This window comes from Methanomicrobia archaeon, assembly GCA_016930255.1.
In the GTDB taxonomy this organism is placed as follows: Archaea; Halobacteriota; Syntropharchaeia; order Alkanophagales; family Methanospirareceae; genus JACGMN01.
On sequence record JAFGHB010000057.1, the window covers coordinates 1 to 17,479 of the forward strand.

At 46.7% G+C, this 17,479-nt stretch carries 19 protein-coding genes; 16 read left to right on the top strand and 3 right to left on the bottom strand.

The window, feature by feature from the left end; all coding sequences use genetic code 11:
• Positions 1-104 precede the first annotated feature (104 nt).
• The 3 genes from mcrC (at position 105) to JW878_08240 (ending at position 2,325) form a co-directional block, all read left to right on the top strand.
• Positions 105-707 carry a methyl-coenzyme M reductase I operon protein C gene (gene mcrC / locus JW878_08230; GenBank protein MBN1763043.1) on the top strand — a complete coding sequence of 201 codons (603 nt, stop codon included), beginning with the start codon at positions 105-107 and terminating at the stop codon, positions 705-707.
• A 113-nt stretch (positions 708-820) separates the two neighbouring features.
• Positions 821-1,387 carry a hypothetical protein gene (locus JW878_08235; protein MBN1763044.1) on the top strand — a complete coding sequence of 189 codons (567 nt, stop codon included), beginning with the start codon at positions 821-823 and terminating at the stop codon, positions 1,385-1,387.
• Positions 1,384-2,325 carry a methyltransferase domain-containing protein gene (locus JW878_08240; GenBank protein MBN1763045.1) on the top strand — a complete coding sequence of 314 codons (942 nt, stop codon included), beginning with the start codon at positions 1,384-1,386 and terminating at the stop codon, positions 2,323-2,325. Before JW878_08235 ends, JW878_08240 begins: the two co-directional genes overlap by 4 nt.
• Positions 2,326-2,423: 98 nt before the next feature.
• On the opposite strand, the gene JW878_08245 is transcribed toward JW878_08240, so the two are convergent.
• Together JW878_08245 and JW878_08250 are read right to left on the bottom strand one after the other, a co-directional pair.
• Positions 2,424-2,729: a hypothetical protein gene (locus tag JW878_08245; protein ID MBN1763046.1), complete on the bottom strand. Its 306-nt coding sequence runs from the start codon at positions 2,727-2,729 to the stop codon at positions 2,424-2,426.
• Between the two features lie 12 nt (positions 2,730-2,741).
• Positions 2,742-2,972 carry a hypothetical protein gene (locus JW878_08250; GenBank protein ID MBN1763047.1) on the bottom strand — a complete coding sequence of 77 codons (231 nt, stop codon included), beginning with the start codon at positions 2,970-2,972 and terminating at the stop codon, positions 2,742-2,744.
• A gap of 140 nt (positions 2,973-3,112) precedes the next feature.
• Here JW878_08250 and JW878_08255 point away from each other — a divergent pair, with 140 nt between their 5' ends.
• From JW878_08255 to JW878_08315, 13 genes are all read left to right on the top strand, one after another.
• Positions 3,113-5,101, top strand: coding sequence for a hydantoinase/oxoprolinase family protein (locus tag JW878_08255; protein MBN1763048.1), 1,989 nt, complete (start codon positions 3,113-3,115; stop codon positions 5,099-5,101).
• A gap of 68 nt (positions 5,102-5,169) precedes the next feature.
• A complete protein-coding gene (locus JW878_08260; protein MBN1763049.1) occupies positions 5,170-5,418 on the top strand; it encodes a hypothetical protein in 249 nt (82 codons plus the stop codon).
• 8 nt (positions 5,419-5,426) lie between these two features.
• On the top strand, positions 5,427-6,299 hold the full coding sequence (locus JW878_08265) for a 4Fe-4S binding protein (GenBank protein ID MBN1763050.1): 873 nt from the start codon (positions 5,427-5,429) through the stop codon (positions 6,297-6,299).
• Positions 6,296-6,643: a cupin domain-containing protein gene (locus JW878_08270; protein MBN1763051.1), complete on the top strand. Its 348-nt coding sequence runs from the start codon at positions 6,296-6,298 to the stop codon at positions 6,641-6,643. The genes JW878_08265 and JW878_08270 overlap by 4 nt, the downstream gene beginning before the upstream one ends.
• 205 nt (positions 6,644-6,848) lie before the next feature.
• Complete coding sequence (locus JW878_08275) at positions 6,849-7,829, top strand: site-specific DNA-methyltransferase (GenBank protein ID MBN1763052.1); 981 nt, start codon at positions 6,849-6,851, stop codon at positions 7,827-7,829.
• A gap of 12 nt (positions 7,830-7,841) precedes the next feature.
• Complete coding sequence (locus tag JW878_08280; GenBank protein MBN1763053.1) at positions 7,842-10,067, top strand: DEAD/DEAH box helicase family protein; 2,226 nt, start codon at positions 7,842-7,844, stop codon at positions 10,065-10,067.
• A 2-nt stretch (positions 10,068-10,069) separates the two neighbouring features.
• Positions 10,070-10,249 (top strand): hypothetical protein, encoded by a 180-nt coding sequence (locus JW878_08285; GenBank protein ID MBN1763054.1) that lies wholly within the window; start codon positions 10,070-10,072, stop codon positions 10,247-10,249.
• Entirely contained in the window at positions 10,242-12,248 is a 2,007-nt protein-coding gene (locus tag JW878_08290; protein ID MBN1763055.1) for an AAA family ATPase, read from the top strand. Before JW878_08285 ends, JW878_08290 begins: the two co-directional genes overlap by 8 nt.
• Positions 12,248-12,619: a hypothetical protein gene (locus JW878_08295; GenBank protein ID MBN1763056.1), complete on the top strand. Its 372-nt coding sequence runs from the start codon at positions 12,248-12,250 to the stop codon at positions 12,617-12,619. Before JW878_08290 ends, JW878_08295 begins: the two co-directional genes overlap by 1 nt.
• A gap of 61 nt (positions 12,620-12,680) precedes the next feature.
• Complete coding sequence (locus JW878_08300) at positions 12,681-12,902, top strand: type II toxin-antitoxin system HicB family antitoxin (protein MBN1763057.1); 222 nt, start codon at positions 12,681-12,683, stop codon at positions 12,900-12,902.
• A 110-nt stretch (positions 12,903-13,012) separates the two neighbouring features.
• Positions 13,013-14,131, top strand: coding sequence for a pyridoxal-phosphate dependent enzyme (locus JW878_08305; GenBank protein MBN1763058.1), 1,119 nt, complete (start codon positions 13,013-13,015; stop codon positions 14,129-14,131).
• Between the two features lie 38 nt (positions 14,132-14,169).
• The gene (locus JW878_08310; GenBank protein MBN1763059.1) at positions 14,170-15,744 is read left to right on the top strand and encodes a hydantoinase B/oxoprolinase family protein; all 1,575 of its coding nucleotides are present in this window, start codon (positions 14,170-14,172) and stop codon (positions 15,742-15,744) included.
• 104 nt (positions 15,745-15,848) lie between these two features.
• Entirely contained in the window at positions 15,849-16,967 is a 1,119-nt protein-coding gene (locus JW878_08315) for a hypothetical protein (GenBank protein MBN1763060.1), read from the top strand.
• Positions 16,968-16,990: 23 nt separating this feature from the next.
• Here the strand turns inward: JW878_08315 and JW878_08320 are convergent, their stop codons facing one another.
• Positions 16,991-17,269 (bottom strand): hypothetical protein, encoded by a 279-nt coding sequence (locus JW878_08320; protein ID MBN1763061.1) that lies wholly within the window; start codon positions 17,267-17,269, stop codon positions 16,991-16,993.
• Positions 17,270-17,479 lie beyond the last annotated feature (210 nt).

The window sequence follows — 17,479 nt, forward strand, 5'->3', positions numbered from 1 at the left end:
CTCGATTTCGCCTATGATATCTGCGACCGGATCGCGCACATGCAGGATGGTAAAATCACGAAGATAGAGGATTTGAGTGCGAACTGACTGAGGTTCTGAAAAGGATGACTGTGGGGAGAGACACCCAGGTGGTAGCATGCAGGAAGGGTCAAGGGCTTGGGTTAGGGGGCGGTATGGCGCAGAGAGGGACCTTTTCGAAGTCGTGGGTAAGTGATGTAATAGCAGTGGCAATGTCCCCGGGCGTGCGGCATGTGCCCAAACCGGTCTGTGAAATAACTACCGAATTGAGGGACCGGGGTGTCTATGCGAGTGTATTAGTCCTGAACGCCGGCGACGGCACGCCATCAGACGCGCCAGTTAGAGGCGGGCATGGCGTAGCTTTCGGCTTGGAGTCGAGGGAGATGGATATAATCGGAAGACATAAGCTTGCGGTATTGCATCATGGTAACGTGAAGCAACATTTTATCTATAAAGTGCGGTTTCTGTTGAAACGGGTGAATGTCCCGGCAATCGTGCTCTGTCAATGTCCGGTAACTTTTAGAGATTTCGAGGAGATCGGGGTAAGCACGAGATTTAAAGCGGGTGATACACCGGGGAAAGTCATGGATATCGTCACAGGCATTGTACGGCATGAAAGCGTGCCACAAGAGAAGCTTGATGAGATCGTGAGCAAAGTAAAGAAGAGTCTTCGAGAACTATCACCGTAACTAATGCACGGCAACTATCACCATCTGCTGGGGACAAAGGAACGTATCCATGAATCCAATCACTATTTACCTGTTATAGCAGCGAAAAGAAGCAAAGAGAAAAGAAAGAAGAGATGAACTCGGGGATTACCGTGCTCTGGGATAGGGAAACGCCTTTTGAACGGTATCTTACGGAGCGGGGGTTTGATTGTGAGGTGGTAACACCGAAACTGGTAGCTGCGCCGTTCTTCTCCTGGCGAGCCTGTCGGTTAGCACTCGTGCCGGCGGGTTTTGGCAATCCCTTCTTCTCCGGCGTGCTGGCCGATCTCAGAGCAAACCGCCTGCTCATAACGGATTTTGTTAAAGCCGGCGGGACCCTCATCGTATCAGGAGCGCATTCACATAGTGACGCTTACAACTGGCTACCGCAGCCACTCACGTACGTGCGCGCGGAGCAAACGGTGAAAATAAAGCGTGTGAAGGAGAATAAGGCGGCCGTGATCGTGGAAACGGACGAATGTATGTGTGACGGCTACTTTGACGCGGTGGGTGAGGGCTGGGACGTAATATTAACGCTAGAAGGAGCAGAGGAGGAGAAAGCGATTTTGGTGGTCTTGGAATACGGTGCGGGTGAGATTATCGCGACAACCATCCATGAATACCCCTCCGATCGGTTCATTGAGTATTGTGTGAGGCGATGAAAGTGGCAGAGGATCGAACACTAATGGAACTGAGCACTTTGTTGGGTATTGATACGTTCATGCTGGTCGAGGAGAGTTACTCAGGGCAGAAGGGGATCGACAGAACACTGGAATATCTGGGCAACGTCAGAGGAGCGGATGTGTTAGAAGTGGTGAGGATCACGGACGAGAGCGACAAGCCACTCGGCATTGCCATGCGGGATAAAGACCTGGATTTCTGGATTATCTTCACCGATGTGATAGCACATAAGACGAGGAAAGGCGACTTCGAGGCGCTTGCAGGTAAGATCAAAGGAGCAGAAGAACGAGAGGCAAAGGTCATGCGTGAGCAGTTCCTGAATGGAGTGATCGAATTTTATTCGGTCGGCTTGGTGAACCGCTTATTTTGCGATTGCGATTTGCAGGAGGCGAGCTTTTATCCCAGGGATCGGATAGAGGCCTTGAAAGTAGTTTTAACCGACTTTTTGCGCGAATCAGGCATAGAGGCGGGAGAAACGACGAACGCACTTGAGATCGGCTGCGGTAATGGTGGCGCGACCATTGCACTGCACGAATTAGGTGTTTTTCCGCTCGCAATCGACATAAACCGGTGTGAAATTTGCAAAGGTTTAGAGGAGGGCGTGTTAAAGCCCGAGAGGACCATTGTACTGGATTGTACTCTTCTACCCTCTTTCTTTGGTAAAGAATTTGACGTGGTATTCGGGTTTATGGTGGGGAAGCTCACACCGTTTGAGCGATTCAGTTGGGAGAAGGTACTCAGAGCGGTACCAAAAGTGTTAAAAAGCAAAGGCAAGGTGTTTTTTACGGTATCAAACGAAGAAGAAACGGGCATTCTGAACGAGATATTGCAGGATCAGTTTGACGGGGTGATAAAGGAGAACAAAGCGGGTAAAGGTTATTTCGACGAATGGCTCTATATAGGCGAATTAAAGGACTAACACCAGCGCTCACGCGTAATGAATGCAGAACAGAATGCAAATTTAAAAATGCGAGACTACAATTCTTCAGTAAACGAATCCTACCTAAAGAAGCGGGCTTATTTCTTCCGTATCTTACGTTGAATCTGCTCGCGGCGCATCTTACGCCACTCTTCGACACCCTCTACCCACTCTTCGTGCCTCTTGTAGATGTAGTCCTGTGCGGCCATCAATATCTCCGTTGACTCACCGCGTAAGACCGTTTGAGGTACGTAATCCTTTACGGGCAATCCGGTCGTCATATCAAACGCATCTTCAGGCGGCTTATCTTGATCCACTTCTAACCCGAACCTCTCTGCAGCTTCAAATATTATTCCAGTCGCTATACCCCGAGGTATACGCAATCCATATTTTTTCTCTTCCATTTTATTTTTATTTTATCCCGCGCCTCCGCCTATCTCAGGCATACCGCCACCCTCAGCCATCTCTTCCTCTGCAAAACAATCCATGCAGAGGATTCTCCCTGCTCTATCTGCAAATTCCGTCACTTCTTTGCCACACTTGGCACATCGTACAATCTTTGAATCCGCTTTCGCTAATTCGCGCTGTATCCACCTTTTTCTTCGTTCTTCTGCGGTTTCCTCTTCCTCGGGTTCCTCGTTCTGCATTACTTACTAAATGGCGCTCGATTCATAAAAAGGTCGGTGCTATCGAACAACTATTCAGAGAATCGAGGCTCGGCTTTTTTGAGGGGACAAAACTAAACTTTAGCGATACTATACACAGAGTAGAGACAAAGCAACAGACGATGCCTATAAGTACAGATATCGGTGGGACCTTCACGGACTTCGTGATATTTGATAAGGGCGCGATAAGGACGTTCAAGGTGCCGTCAACGCCGCAGAAGCCAGAACTCGCGATTGAAGAAGGCTTGAAGCGATGCTCGCGCTCGCGTGCTGCGTCATTCTCGCACGGCACGACTCTGGCCACAAACGCGGTTTTAGAACGCAAAGGTGCGAGGACCGGCTTGATAACGACAAAAAGGTTTGCCGATATCCTGAAGATAGGGCGGCAGCAGCGCGCTCACCTTTACAAGCTCGATTCCGCCAGGCCGCAGCAGCTCGTTGATGTGTATTTCGAGATTACCGAGCGGATATCCGCGCAAGGCGAGATTTTGGCATCGCCAACGCGAGAGGAAATAGAGGCCGTGGCGGAGCGGATCCAATCTCTGGGTATTGATGCAGTTGCGATCTGCTTCTTATTTTCGTTCCTGAATCCCGCGAACGAGCGGCGTGTACGGGACAGCCTTGTTAAACGCGGGCTTGTGGTCTCCTGCTCTTCAACGGTTCTACCGGAATTCCGTGAGTACGAGCGGATGTCCACGACGGTCTTGGACGCGTATTTGAAGCGAACCGTTGAGACTTATTTAACCCGTATGGAGGCGCTGTTAGCGCGAAACGGAGTGGAGCAGTTTTACGTGATGCAGTCCAATGGCGGGGTGGTCAAGGCGAACGTTATGCAGCACAAGCCGGTGAATATGCTCTTATCCGGGCCGGCAGGCGGTGTAGCGGCTGCGAAGTTCCTGAGCGCACTCGTCGGCATGGACAATTTGATCACGTTTGACATGGGCGGCACGAGCGCGGACGTTTCCACTATCCTCAACGGTAACCCGTCCTGGACGTCAGAAGGCAGCATAAACGGCCTGCCGCTCAAAATGCCCATGGTGGATATCGTTACGGTTGGCGCGGGCGGCGGCAGCATCGCGTGGTTGGATGAAGGCGGCGCGTTACGCGTTGGCCCGGAAAGCGCAGGTGCCTCTCCCGGGCCTATTTGCTACGGACTTGGAGGAACGGACGTCACGGTGACCGATTGCGACTTGCTCTGTGGGTTTATCAATCCGAAGTACTTCGTCGGTGGCAAGATGTCCCTGGATACTGCAAAGGCGAAACGGCGTGTGGAACAATTTGCACGTGAAATGGGGTTGTCATTCGAGGATACGATTTTAGGCGTGTGGAAGATCGTGAACGCGAACATGATCAAAGCTTTGAGGTTAGTTTCCGTGGAGAGAGGCCTTGACGTTCGTGATTTCGCGTTATGTGCATTCGGCGGTGCGGGTCCCGTGCATGCAGCGGCACTGGCACAGGAGCTCGGCATTCCGAAGGTGATCGTGCCCTTTGCATCCGGCGTATTCTCTGCTTACGGCATCCTGGTATCAGATGTGCAACTGGATTACAGTCGCACGCACCTTCTTCGATTGAGCGAGGGCAAGGAAGAAGCGGAAGTGGAGGTAACGGAAGTGCTCGCGGATTTTATGGCGAAAGCCAGGAGGGAGCTTGCGGAGCAGGATATCGATTTCGAAGATGTAACCTTGATACCATCGTTGGATATGCGGTATGTAGGACAGAGTTATGAGCTCAATGCGGGCTTCACGACTGTGGCGGACGCACAGAAGCAGTTCCATGAGAGACACAACAGAATATACGGCTATGCGATGCCGGCTGAAGACGTAGAGATCGTTACTATTAGATTACGAGCGCTCGCATCCAGAGAGAGACCAGAACCACCGAAAGCACGTGTCGAAGCCAAAGGTGAACCCGTAGAGTATCGGGAAGTGCTGTTTGAGGAGGGCAAAGAGGAGACGCCGGTTTATCGACGGGAGGATTTGTCTGCGCAGTTCGAGCATGAGGGTGCGGCAATCATCGAAGCGAAGGATTCGACCACCGTTGTGCCGCTCGGCATGCGGTTCGCAGTGGATGGGTATGGGGATATCGTTATCGGTAAAAGAGAAAGCGTTTGAAACGCGTATAAAATTAAACCGATGAGGGAAACGAATCATCTCGTGGGAGGGAAAAAGCGAAGCTAACCATGTTTGATAAATGCCCGGGCGCCGCTACTATCCGTAGTCCTACAATTATCGTGAAGAAATGCCCGGAGTGTGGGGAAGAGGTAGAGCTCTTCTCGGACGAGATGCAGGTGAAATGCAGTACGTGTGGCTTTACGGTCTACAACGATTTAGAGTCGTGCATACAATGGTGCAAGTACGCGAAAGAATGCGTTGGTGAGCAGGTGTACAATCGTTACATGGCGGCGCGAACGAAGAAGGAGCGTGAATGAGCGAAAAGGTGAAGCGAAAGATAATAACGATAAATGAAGAACTCTGCACCGGTTGCGGCTTGTGTGTGCCGAATTGCCCGGAGGGCGCTCTGCAGATAATAGACGGAAAGGCACGACTCGTCAGTGATCTGATCTGCGATGGACTCGGTGCCTGCATCGGCGACTGTCCGGAAGGCGCAATTTCCGTGGAGGAACGAGAGGCGCAGGACTATGATGAGCGAGCAGTTATGGAAAACATAGTGAAGCAGGGGCAGAATGTGATAAAAGCACATCTGGAGCATCTCAAAGCGCATCACCAACGCGAATATCTCAAGACGGCACTCGATTTCTTGAACGAACGAGATATAGAAGTGCCTCCTCTCGATGCGGGGGCCTCGTACGGTGGGCAGGAGCATGCCAAAACGTTCGATCGGTGTCCCGGCGCACTGGTACTGGATTTCAGGGACGAACAAGAGATCTCGAAAGAGGGTAAGCTGGTCTCGAAAGGCGTATCACGGCTCAAACAATGGCCTGTGCAGATTATGCTTGTGCCGATAAGTGCGCCCTATTTCAAGGACGCGGATTTGTTGTTCGCCGCGGACTGCGTTCCGTTCGCGTATCCCGATTTCCACGAAGAGTTCTTGAAAGGCAAGATCGTGCTCGTGGGCTGTCCCAAACTGGACGACGCGGCTTTTTACGAGGAGAAGATCACCCGTATTTTACAGGAGAACACGATCAAGTCCTTGACCGTAGCGCACATGGAGGTGCCGTGCTGTTCTGGCCTAGAACGATTAGTTTCGGAGGCACTTAAGCGATCAGGGAAGAAGATACCCCTAAACGAGGTGGTCATCGGGGTCAGAGGAGAGATTATTGCAAGAAGAACTCAGGAGGTGGAAGAATGAATCATAATACGGGCCAAAGTGGCCTGGAGGAGCTTGTAGCGCATGCGATAAAGGTAGTTGATCTGGCGGCTTATCAAGCGGGTGCGGTGGTGAGTCGGACGGTAATCGATAAAAAGGCGGGGACCGTAACCTTCTTCGCGTTTGATGAGGGGCAAGGCTTGAGCGAGCATACCGCACCTTTTGACGCACTGGTTTATCTTCTCGATGGAGAAGCAGAGATTGTCATCTCGGGCAAACCGCTCCGCGTGAAGGCAGGTGAGATGGTTCTCATGCCCGCCAATGAACCACATGCGCTGAGAGCCGTGAAGCGATTTAAAATGCTATTGACAATGCTACGGTCTTAACGTGAACCCATAGGATCGCAATTTTGAGGTAGCTTTGGATACAGAGGATCACAGGGGATTTGAGATGAGGGTATGTAGGAATAAGCTGCAAAGAATTTGGGATAGTTAACCTCAATGCTCAAAAGCGAAAGGCATATATACATTCTCAAACATAATATGAGTAAGATAAAAACCCCCTCGATAGGTTGTAAATAGAAGGTTGGAAATGATTCAAGATAGAAAAGTCCGCGGAAGAGATGCTTTTCAAACTGATCCGAGGTTTTCAACAGATGACGGCCTCTATTACTCCACACCGAAAGGGCTGTTTTATCTGGGGTTATCAGAAGAAGTTTTGAGTAATCAATCATTGAAGGATCTGAAAGGAAAAATTCAATTAATTTTTACCTCCCCTCCGTTTCCTCTAAACAGAAAGAAAAAATATGGGAACCTTCAAGGCTCAGAGTACGCCTCATGGCTATCAAGCTTTGCTCCTTTGTTTTCGGAGTTTTTAACACCAGATGGTTCTATCGTCATAGAATTAGGGAATGCATGGAACCCTGGGGCCCCAACAGTCTCCACACTTCCCATGGAAGCCCTTCTTAAGTTCAAAGAAATAGGTAACTTTCAACTTTGCCAAGAGTTTATTTGTTATAATCCTGCCCGTTTACCCACACCAGCACAATGGGTGACAATAGAACGAATTAGAGTGAAAGATGCGTTTACGAGACTCTGGTGGTTTAGTCAATCTCCTCGGCCCAAGGCAAACAACCGTCAAGTCTTAGTAGAATACAGTGCTGCTATGAAGAAATTATTAAAATCTAGGAAGTATAACCCTGGCCGACGACCATCCGAGCATGTTATTGGTGAACAATCTTTTTTAAAGGACAATAATGGAGCTATTGCACCTAATGTCATTATAGCAGCCAACACGAGTTCATTGGATTCTTATTTAGATTATTGTCGCGAAAATGGTTTAGAGCACCATCCTTCGAGAATGCCTGCTGATTTGGCTGAGTTTTTCGTGAATTTTCTTACTGAAACAGACGATTGGATAATGGACCCCTTCGCAGGAAGCAACGTTACCGGAGCGGTAGCAGAAAGATTAGGAAGGCGATGGATTTCAATAGAGCCGAACGAAGAGTACGCAAAGGGATCGATCGGAAGGTTCGTCAAAGCAGGGATTGAGACAGAAGTTTTTAAGAATTGAGAGTTGTCGTATATGATTGAAAAAAATAATAAAGGACAAACAAATTCAGAATTAAATCTTACTAAATTTGAGCCTAAGCCAGAATACAACACTGAAGATAATATAATAATTCATGATTTCTATTCTCCATGCTTAGCTCTTTCTGTACGCTATGAAAGAGCAGTTGGCTATTTTAGGGCAAATATCTATAGAGAGCTTGGTGAAGATCTACTAAATTTTGCCAAACGTGGCGGTAGAATATTGCTAGTATGCTCGCCAGATATTCCAGTGTCTGATGAAGAAGCTGCGAGAGAGGGGTATGAATTAAGAGGAAAGAGGTCAGAGCTTGAGCAAGAAATTACTTTGTTGTATGTATTAAAGGAAATGTCGAAAGATCCAAAAGAGTATGATTGCTTAAATATGCTACGACTTCTTATTGAAAAAAGTTCAATGGAACTTTATATCGCAACCAGACATGGCGGTATATATCATAGAAAAATGGGTGTGTTTTATGATTCAGATGGTAATTATATAGCCTTTTCGGGCTCTGGGAATGAAACTCGGAGAGCTGTTGGATCTTTTGAAGACTGGGGAAACGATGAGGAGTTTGATGTATATCGAAGTTGGGGGAATGAATTTGAGGCACATAAGGCAGAAACAAAAGCTAGGTATTTTAAAAAACTAATTGCCGGCGGTACAATAAACACTAAGGTTCGCCCTATTAATGAAATAGAGCGAGAAGAGTTAGCGAAATTTCGATCTCATTTAACGTTCGAGGATTGTAGAGCGGGAGCTAGAGCTAGGAACCCCTCTCATATTCAAAGCGAAGAGAAGTTACGTCCTAGCTACGAAGTAGAAATTGATGGACGAAAAGTATCCCCTTTTTACTACCAAATCCAAGCAATCGAAGCGTGGGGAAAAAATAATCGTGTCGGGATGCTATCAATGGCTACGGGAACGGGAAAGACTTATACTGCTTTGTTTGCCGTTTTAGATTTAATTAGACAGGGACGTCTTGTTGTCATACTTATTCCATCAAAAATTCTATTACAGCAATGGTATGATATTGTATTAAAGTTTTTCCCAGAAGTGCCAATTCTTGCAGCTGGGGGAGGACATAATTGGAAAGCGAATGCCATGAAAAGGATATTTGTATCGGATATCGCTAAACCAAGGATTATAATATCTACGATGGCTACAGCATCCTCTGAGGAATTTATAGAGTTTTTAAGCCAAGCAAAAAATCCAATCCTGATTGTTGATGAAGCTCATAGGATAGGAAGTCCAATATTTAGAAAAGTTTTAGATAGAATATCCTTTAAAGAACGTCTTGGGCTGTCAGCCACACCCGAGAGATTATTCGATACTGAAGGAAATTTAGTGATACAATCTACATTCGGAGGTATACCAGTTTACAACTTACCTATTGATGGAAAAGTCAAATTGTCAGAAGAAGATGAGGAAGAGATATCTATATTGGGAAAATTCTTAAGCAGGTACAACTATTATTTTGAAATCGTAAATCTTAACAGGGAAGAGCAAGAACAATGGGACAAAAACACAGCAGAAATAAAAAAATACATAGCCAACAATCCTTCTGTATTGGATTCTAAAAGAGCGTCAAAAGAAAATATTGAAAAATTGGAACTATTATATATTAAGAGAGCTAGAATTTTAAAGAAGGCACAGGGTAAAGTCGAATGTGCCTGCAAAACTATCGCAGAACGCTATCAATCAGAAAGTAGATGGATAATCTATTGTGAAGATGAAGAACAAATGAACACTGTAGCAGAAGCAATACGTAAAAAACATGATAATCTGCCGGTGCTCATCTACCATTCTGACATGAGAGATGCGGAGAAAGAACGGACTATCCAATATTTTGAGCGACATCCGAGTGTTATTGTAAGTATTCGTTGTCTTGACGAGGGGGTTGATATCCCTGTAGTTGATGGAGCGTTGATTCTTGCATCATCTACCAATCCACGGCAATACATTCAGAGGAGGGGTAGAGTACTTAGAAAAGCTAAAGGCAAAAGGATAGCTACAATAGTTGATGTATTGGTATTGCCCGAAAAAACGGACGAGGATGTTTTAATGCCAGTAATAAGAAGTGAATTGTCTCGTGCTTGGAACTTTGCAAAAAATGCAAATAATGCCGAAATTACACATGAACTATGGAAAATAGGGAATATATATGGCGCTGATCTCATTACAGATAATGAAATAGCCCTATCAGAAGAGATGTTGGAGGATTGACTATGGATTTCGAGGAAATGGTTTCGGTGTTGAAGAAAGTGAACAAAGAGAGGGATGAACAAGTTGATGAAAAATTCTTAGAACAAATATTAGCTTTAGTTATAAAGAATCCATTAGATTCTGATAGAGGGAGATGTCAAGACCAGATCATGGAGTTAATAAAGCAGAGAGGAGGTGATTAACATTATAATAAAAAAAATCGAAATGCTTAATTTTGGTCCGTATTATGGAAACCATGAACTCTCATTTCTGAATGATGGCATAGGTATTCATCTTATTAGGGGGGGTACTGGGCAAGGAAAAACATCTATTCAGCGAGCAATATTATGGGCTCTGTATGGTGTTGTCTCTGATAGGAAAGGAGAGAAAATCAGATTAACTTCATTACTGAATCATACCGCCAAGAAAAAGGATATGTATAAATATGCTGTCCAAATCAGTTTTATCCATGAAGGGGAGAATTGGATTATAGCAAGGGCTACTATGGCAAATAGGCATATTGATCATAAGTATGAAGAAGGAATGAAAATAGAGGTTTATAAGAATGGAAAAATTGTTCCCGACCCAGAACATGAAATACAGAGAATATTACCTTCATCTATAAGTCGATTCTACTTTTTTGATGGTGAAATGCTTCGCGATTACGAAGAACTTCTAGAAGAAGATAGTATGGCTATGGCTTTGCTAAAAGATTCGATTGAGAGTGTTCTCGGTCTCCCATATTTTAAAACAGCCCGCAGCGATCTAGATTCTGTGAAAAAGAAGTTCGAAAGAGAAAGAGGCAGGATTCTAAGACAACTCGGTGGAGCTGATTGGGAACAATTAGCTGAATTCCAGCAGATACTAGAGGGAGATTTAGAAGAGCTTGAGAGATCACTAGATGAAATAGAATACCAAAAAAGGAAGCTGGATGCGGAGATTGCTGCTGATAAAAGAAAATTGGCCGATATGAAAGAGGTCCGAGATCTCGCCAACCAGAGAATAGCTATAGAAGAGGGAATTAAAAATCGGGAAGATAAAAAAGGCAGAAAAACGGATGAGAGAAGTGTTCTCGTCGAAAAATTGTACAAAAATGTGTTAGCTCCAATTGCAACTAACTTAATTCAACAATTAGAAATAAAATCTAAGCAATCACTCGAGAAGTATAATCAAAAACAACAAGCGATAGAACGGGCTAGGATTCTTAAGGAAGGAATATCAAAAAGTAAATGTAGTTATTGCGGTACTATATTGGATCCAAAAAAATTGGCAGAGTTTGAACGAGAGTTGGAGGAGACAAAAATCAAAATTGATCAGCTCACTCAGATTCCAGAACCTGATTTATCTTTTGAGATTAGTAAAACTGCATTAGAAAACATGACCAATTCTTTAACATCTCCTAATGAGTTAAAAGAAAAAGATGAGCAAATTATTGAAATTGAATATGAGATTCAGCGATTACGATCTGAATTAGAACAAGTAAAATCTAAACTTGAAGGTGTAGATGCTGAGGAGCCTAAAAAACTAGAGATAAAGATACGGCAGAGTGAATTTGAATCAGGAAGATTAAAAGGAATAATAGAAGAAAAAGAGAAAGAAAAGTTAAAACTACTCGAAAATAAAAGCGAATTAGATCGACAAATAGCCGCGATTCCCCAAGGGCAATTACAAAAATTAAATAAAAAAATAGAGTTTATAGAAAAAGTTCGGAATATATTCGAGAAGTCCGTGTCTAGTTTTAGAGAAGAGCAAAAAGATAGAGTTGAAAACACAGCAACGGAGATATTTAGACAGATTCGATCTAAAGAAGACTTCGATCGACTGGAAATAAATAATCGCTATGGTTTAAGTATAATAACAAAGCAAAAGACGGTTCTTAATCGGAGCGAATGGCGCTCTTCGGGAGAAGAACAGCTCGTTGCATTGTCTTTGATAGGGGCTCTTAACAATTGTGCCCAAGTTGAAGCGCCAATTTTTATGGACACACCTTTTGGGAGGTTTGATGTTGAGCACGGAGAACGTGTGCTTAAATACCTCCCTAAAATGTCCAAGCAATTGGTGTTGCTGGTTACTGATAGGGAATTTAGGGAAGGAGATGAAGTTCACCTGAGTGGAAATATAAAAACAGATTTAACCTTAAGGTATAAGGGAGAAGAAGAGGGAAGTATTATACTTCCTACTATCGCAGGAGGGCAGGTATAATGAATGAAGCTTTTGGAAGAGTGATAACAATCCCTGCAAGTGACAATGCTAAAACACAAATGAAACAATTGGTCACTCAAGGGCTATTTAAGGAACAGCGAGATGTCTGGCGTCTCGGTGCAGCTCTAGGAATAGCAAAGGGGAGAACAAAGGAAGTCGGAAAAAGAGAAACATTCCAAAACGTAAATAGCCTAGACCCAGATGGAATTTTTGCTGCTATAATGCTTGGTCTTTATCCCAACTTAAAGCCTGAAGAGAGAGTTAAAAAGTTGGTTGATCATGCAGAATGGGGAATAAACGAGATAGCCCACCAAAATGATATAGGGACACTCGACTTCTACAGTTATGCAGCTGAAATAGAAAAGCGATGAAATCAGATAATATTTAACTGACTTGAATAAACGCACAAATCTAAGAATATGGGGGATAGCGATGAAGCAGAAGCAGATAAAGATAATAGTTGAGAAACACCAGGAGGGCTACGTAGCGTATCCCCGTGGGCTAAAAGGCGTGGTCGTTGGCGAGGGTAATACGTATGAGGAAGCGCTCGCAGATGTAAAATCCGCTATCAAATTCCACATTGAACCCTTTTGGAAAGATAGTTTCGAGTTCAACGAAGTTACCGAAACGTTTATTGCAGAAGTGGCGGGTTGATGAATGGTATGTTTGAGTGAGTGAGCGCCGCCACTTTTGAAAGGAAAGGGTTGGTTAGTTATATAATATGCGGGGGCGTATGATGCAGTACAAACGGAAATTTGCAAACCATGATCCCGCTCTTAGAACAGTATCCTTTACTGGCCGAGAAGCTTCCCTATGTCTCGTTGGGCGAATTTCCCACCCCGGTAGCGAAGCTTCATCGATTGGGTGAGGATATAGGCGTAGAAAATCTGTACCTAAAACGAGACGATGTGAGCGGCAAGCTCTACGGCGGCAACAAGACACGGAAATTAGAGTTTATCCTGGGGCACGCGCTGCGCACGGACGCAAAAGCGGTGTTTGCCTTCGGTTTTGCAGGTTCTAACCATGCCGTGGCGACCGCCATCTATGCACAGCAGGTGGGCCTCAAGAGTATCTCGATGCTCATGCCGCAGCCGAATGCACAGTATGTCCGTCGCAATCTTCTTATGAGCCATTATTGTGGGGCGGAACTCCATCAACACCGGAATGTGCCGCTCGTCATTATGGGAACCTTTTATCAAATACTCAGACATAAACTAAGATATGGCTATTCCCCTCAGGTCATTCCTCCTGGTGGCTCATCGCCCCTCGGGGCGACGGGTTTTGTCAATGCGGCATTCGAACTCAAAGAGCAGATCATGAGCGGAGAACTACCAGAGCCAGATCGTATTTACGTCGCCTTGGGTACCACGGGCACAGCCGTCGGGCTCATGCTGGGGCTCAAGGCTGCAAACCTCAAAAGCCGCGTGATCTCGGTACGGGTGGCCGATGAGCAATTTGCCAACGTGCGAAAAATGGTCACGCTCTTTCATGAAACGAACTCGTTCCTGTGCTCATTGGATCCATCCTTTCCCGCATTCAAAATCTCTGAGAAGGATATAGCTATTACGCACGACTTTTTTGGAGAACGGTACGCGCTCTTCACGGAGGAAGGAATGGAGGCCGTAACCCGCATGGAGAAAGAAGAGGGCATTACGTTGGACGGTACTTATACCGGTAAAGCAGTTGCCGCACTCATAGCGGATGCGCAAAAACACGTTTTACGGGATCAGATCGTTCTCTTCTGGAACACCTACAACTCGCGCGATTTCTCCAACGCTCTATCGACCGTTGATTATCGCCAGCTACCTCGATGCTTTCATCGCTATTTTGAAGAGGAGGTCCAGCCCTTGGATAGATTATCTGGGAAAGGAGGAAGAATTTAGAATGCTTAGGTTAGGAGAGTGAGATATTCTTAAAAGGGATGTCAAATATACTGGACCCGGTAACACTGGAAATCCTGAAGAACGCATTTACCGCCGTGCCGGAGGAGATGGGCGCGGCATTGAAACGGACGGCATACTCGCCGAACATCAAGGAGCGGATGGACGCGTCCTGTGCCGTCTTCAACTCGAAAGGCCGGATGCTGGCGCAGGCGGAGCATATCCCGGTGCATCTGGGCGCGATGCCACTCACCGTTGCGTTCGCCTTGCGACACGTTGAAGACTTGCAGGAAGGCGACCAAATCGTGGTCAACGATCCGTATCATGGCGGCTCGCACCTGCCCGACCTCACGTTGATCAAACCGGTATTCTACGCGGATGAGTTGGTCGGTTATGTTGTTAATCGAGCGCATCATGCGGACGTCGGTGGCATCTCGCCGGGCTCGATGCCGGGTAACAGCACCGAGATCTTCCAGGAAGGGTTGATAATCCCTCCCTGTAAACTGGTAGTCGGGGGTCAGGAGAATGAGGGAGTTTTTGCGATCATAAAGGCTAATACGCGCACGCCGGCGGAGCGTGTCGGGGATATACGGGCGCAGATCGCCGCGAACAATGTGGGCGCACTGCGAGTCGCGGAACTCATCAAGAAATACGGCGCTGATACCTACCACGAGTTTGCGGAAAGCATCATCGCATACAGCGAGACGAGGATGCGGCACGCGATCTCAGCAATGCCAGATGGCACGTATACCGCAGAGGATTTTCTGGACGACGATGGCATTACCGACGAACCGGTAAAACTCGCCGTGAGCATAACAATCGCGGGCAGTACAATTGTCATAAATTTTAACGGCACCGATCCACAAAGAAGAGGGAATATTAATGCTCCGTACGCGGTTACGCTCTCGGCTGTTTACTACGTCTTGCGCTGCGTGACGGACCCGGAAATACCGTCGAATCATGGCTGTTACCTGCCTCTGACCGTTCACGTACCTGAAGGGTCTGTTTTGAATCCGAAACCACCCGCGGCGGTATCCAGCGGTAATGTGGAGACCTCACAGCGGATTGTGGATGTCCTGCTCCTTGCATTACATGAAGCGCTTCCTGATCGGATCCCGGCGCAATCGCAGGGCACGATGAACAACGTCGTAATCGGAGGGGTAGATAACTCTGGCAAGAGCTTTACCTATTACGAAACCATTGCCGGCGGTCAGGGCGCATTACCCTTTAAAGACGGCGAGGATGGCGTTCACACGCACATGACGAACACGGCGAACACGCCGATAGAAGCCTTGGAGCTCTCGTATCCGCTGCAGGTGGAGAAATACGAACTGATTCCAGAATCAGGAGGAAAAGGCACGTTCAGTGGTGGCGGGGGCATACGAAGAGCGATTCGTGTGCTGGTTGATAATGCGACGCTCTCTCTGCAATCAGACCGGAGGAAATACCAGCCGAAAGGCTTGCAGGGCGGCGAGAACGGACGAGCAGGGAAGAATTACGTGCTGAGAGCTCAAAAACGGATCGATTTGCCTTCAAAAGTGACAATGCAGCTTGAAAAGGGGGATATCGTGGTACTCGAAACGCCCGGTGGTGGCGGTTATGGTAAGAGCTTGTGATACATACAACGCATTTATACGGGCTCCTTTTACTCTCCTTTCTCAATTAACACAAATAAGGTATTGTACATAAGTGTAAAGTGCAAAGCAAGGTGTGCGAAAAGATGAGTCGAGCTAAGCATGCGTGGGCATCCAACGCGGCGTTCCTATCCGTTCCAGCACTCGTTATCCTGGCACTCTTTCTCGCTAGTGTATCATTCGTTCCTGCTGCCACGGCACAGAGCACGGTATCGCTCTATTACTTTTATGGTGCCGATTGCCCGCATTGCCAGGAATTTACGCCGGTTATCAATGAGCTTGCACAGGAGTATCCGGAGCTCGACGTACATAAATGTGAGATTTCCTACAACGAAACGAACAGCGACCTTTTTAACGCCTTTATTCAAGCGTATGATCCGCCCGCCGTTGACATTCCTGCGGTCTTCATCGGTAATTCAGCGGTAATCGGCCTCGAGCTGAGCAAAGAGCGGCTGGAGGCTGAAATAGCGTTCTGCTTGGAGAACGAATGCCCCGATCCGATTTTACTCGTGCAGGGCCAGAATGGGGAGGAATCAGTCGACCAACAGTCGTCGTTGTTTCTTCTGCTCATCAGCACGGCATTAATCGAGGGGATCAACCCTTGCGGGTTCGCAGTCCTGCTCGTGCTGCTTGCGTCGCTGCTCATGGTGAAATCGAAGCGCAGCGTGCTCCTTGTAGGTCTGGCGTTCATTGCAAGCGTTTTCGTCACGCATTTGCTCGTTGGGTTTGGCATTCTGGAGTTTTACCTCGTTTCGGGTATCTCACCCCTTTTACGGACGGTTGTTATTGTGATCGTCATTCCGGCAGGCCTCGTCAATATCCTGGATTTCTGGCGTGAAAAGTCGACTCTGGCAATCCCCACGTTTATCAAGCCGACGCTCGGCCAGCTTGCTCGCTACGGCTCAATTCCTGCTGCGGTGCTTTTAGGAGTTCTGGCGACCATTGCGGGACTTCCCTGCACCGGACCGATCTATCTCACGATGCTCGATCTGATCGCAGACGTCCCGTCAAAAACCGTCTTTTATCTCATCGCTTATAACGTCTTCTACGCCCTGCCCTTGTTGGTGGTCTTTGCTCTCGTTTATAAAGAGACCTCTGCTGAGGATGTCGAAGCATGGCGAAAAGGTAAGCGGAAGTACATGAAGCTCATCGGCGGTGTGGTAATGGTCGCTATCGGTATCGCGATGCTTATCGGCGTTATTTAGTGGCACCAATGAGGTGTACGTAGCTATTCGGCTGTTTCGTGTACGCGGAAGTAATGCTTTAATATCGCCACGATCTTTTCGGTGTCTCCCTCGCTCTTCTGGTGAATTTCGACTAAACCGTTCTTGATTTCGAGATCATTCTGGCCGAATTTCAGCTTGGCATCGCCGGATTCATCCGCATAGCGGCTCAGTACGCTTCTGATCGTCTCGTCAATCGAGTTAAGCGTGGCTTCCATGCCACACGGTGGGGTACACATAATATCCTCGGGCCTGAATGTTACCCGGTATGTCTTCACGTTCATGAGACCGTTTACGTAATTACAAGCACTGCTATAATAACTTCTGATTGGGCTATCGATTTGTAGCTGGGGTAGAGTTATCTACCGGTAAGACCAATAAGCAGATATATATGTTAGCTTTATGTAATTGTTAAGTAAACCAAAAAAGGTTACACATCGATGTATTCGTTTTTATGAGTCCTCTTTTCTTTCTTTTTCTGTAAAGGAGGATTA